Raw genomic sequence first — 2435 nt, 5'->3', positions numbered from 1 at the left:
GCCCGTCGGTGGGGAAGGTGCCGGGCGACTTCGGCGCGACCCGCTTGCAGGCCATCGAGCCGGCGATGGCCAAGACCGGGACGATGAACAGGAAGCGGCCGGCGAGCATCAGCACGCCGAGTCCGTAGGTGAACAGCGGGCCGGTCGCGTCGAGACCGGCGAAGGCGGAGCCGTTGTTGCCCGCCGCCGAGGTCGCCGCATAGAGGATCTCGCTGAGCCCATGCGGCCCCTGGTTGAGCCGCGCGGCCAGGCCGGCGGGCGACGCGACGCCGATCGTCGCCATCACGAGGATGCCCGCTTCGAGCACGAGCACCGCGAGCATCGCGAGCTTCATCTCGGTCGGGCCGATCTTCTTGCCGAGGTACTCGGGCGTGCGCCCCACCATGAGCCCGGCGATGAACACCGCGAGGATGGCGAAGACGAGCATCCCGTACAGGCCGGACCCGGCGCCGCCGAAGACGATCTCACCGAGCGCGATGTTCAGCATCGCGACCATCCCGGCCAGCGGTGTCAGGCTGTCGTGGCTCGCGTTCACCGCGCCGCAGCTCACGGCCGTCGTCGAGTTGGCGAACGCCACGCTGTCGGCGATGCCGAAGCGCACCTCCTTGCCCTCCATGTTGCCGCCGGGCCGGTCCGCCGATGCGCTCGTGTCGGCGCCCGCGCGCACGAGGTTCGGGTCGCCCGTGCGCTCCGCGGCGTACATCGCGCCGAGCCCGACGGCGAACAGCACCGCCATCGCTGCGAACAGCACCCAGCCCTGCCTCGTGTCCCCCGCCTCGAGTCCGAAGAAGTAGGTCAGCGCGGCCGGGATGGCCAGCAGCGCGACGATCTCGAGCAGGTTCGTCAGCGGCGTGGGGTTCTCGAACGGGTGGGCCGAGTTCGCGTTGAAGAACCCACCGCCGTTCGTGCCGAGCTGCTTGATCGCCTCCTGCGAGGCGACCGGACCGCGCGCGATCGTCTGGCGCGCGCCCTCGAGCGTCGTCGCCTCGGCGGCGGGAGCCAGCGTCTGCACGACGCCCTGGCTCGCGAGCGCGATGGCGAGCACGAGCGCCACCGGCAGCAGCACGTACAGGCACGCCCGCGTGAGGTCGACCCAGAAGTTGCCGATGCCGCGGCACTCGCGGCGCACCAGCCCGCGCGTGAGCGCCACCGCCACCGAGATGCCGGCGGCGGCCGACACGAAGTTCTGCCACGTGAGCCCGAGCATCTGGGTGAGGTAGCCCACCTGGCCCTCGCCCGCGTACACCTGCCAGTTCGTGTTGGTGACGAACGACACCGCGGTGTTGAACGCGACCGCGGTCGACATCCCGGGCGCCGCAGCCGGGTCGAAGCCGAGCAGGCCCTGTAGGCGCAGGAGGGCGAAGAGCGCGACGAAGCACACCAGCGAGAAGGCGATCAGCGACCCGGCGTACGTGAGCCAGCCCATGTCGCTGTCGGCATCCACGCCCGTCAGCCGGTACAGCAACCGCTCGACCGGGGCGAGCGCTGGATGCAGGAAGGTCCTGCGCCCCTCGAAGACGTGGTAGAGGTAGGTGCCGAGCGGCTTCACGAGCGCGAAGACGAGCGCGCACGGCACGGCGAGCCGTATGACGTCTGTGAGCGGCACGGGCGTCGCCTACAGCTTCTCGGGGTTGACGAGCGCCCAGACGAGGTAGACGAGCACCCCGGCCGCGACCAGCGCGATGATGACCTCGTCCGCGCTCACTGCCTCCGGAGCCTCCGGTCGACCACCTGGGCGAGCAGCATCGCCGCGCCGAGGAACAGCGTCACGCCGAGTACCACCGCGAAGTCCGCCAAGACCGTCACGACCGGCCTCTCTCCCGATCCGTGCGCCCCGTCCGGACGCCCGCATCGGGAGTCTACCCACGCCGGCGTTGCGCTTCCGTGAAGGCGGGCGCGCCCGGAGTGAAGAAGCCGTGAAGATGCCGCGGCGGGACGTGGGATCGGCGCGACGGACGCCGTCAGGCGAGCGCGATGAAGCGGAACCCGACCCCCGGCTCGGTCACGACGTGGCGCGGGACGTCGCCGGGCCGCTCGATCTTCTTGCGCAGGTGCGAGACGTGGGCGCGCAGCGTCTGGGTGTCGCCGACGTACTCGGGACCCCAGACGGTCTTGAGGATCGTGTCGGACGTGACGACCCGCCCCGCGTTGCGGGCGAGCAGCGCGAGGATGTCGAACTCGATGCGCGTCAGGTGCACCGGCTCGCCTCGGACGGTGACCTCACGGGCGCCGAAGTCGATGACCAGGTCGCCGGCGCGCATCTCGCCCACGGAGGTGTCCGCGCCGGCGGTGCGGCGCAGCAGCGCGCGTAGCCGCTCGAGCAGTTCGCCGGTGGAGAACGGCTTGGTGAGGTAGTCGTCAGCGCCGAGATCGAGCGCGCGGATCTTGTCCTCGTCCGAGTCGCGGACCGACAGCACCATGACCGGGCCATGGAA

3 protein-coding genes are annotated in these 2435 nt (G+C 71.0%); all 3 read right to left on the bottom strand.

What is annotated here, in order from left to right:
• Positions 1-1606, bottom strand: a 1606-nt coding sequence (gene kdpA / locus FDZ70_09345; protein ID TLM70123.1) for a potassium-transporting ATPase subunit KdpA, incomplete at its 3' end; no start/stop codon positions are given.
• 9 nt (positions 1607-1615) lie between these two features.
• A complete protein-coding gene (locus tag FDZ70_09340; GenBank protein TLM70122.1) occupies positions 1616-1867 on the bottom strand; it encodes a potassium-transporting ATPase subunit F in 252 nt (83 codons plus the stop codon).
• 94 nt (positions 1868-1961) lie between these two features.
• A partial coding sequence (locus tag FDZ70_09335) for a response regulator transcription factor (protein TLM70121.1) occupies positions 1962-2435 on the bottom strand: 474 nt, incomplete at its 5' end.

It is taken from the genome of Actinomycetota bacterium, from assembly GCA_005774595.1.
Lineage (GTDB): Bacteria > Actinomycetota > Coriobacteriia > Anaerosomatales > D1FN1-002 > D1FN1-002.
Note: the sequence above shows the minus strand (reverse complement) of the source record. Positions and strands in the feature narration are given on the sequence as shown.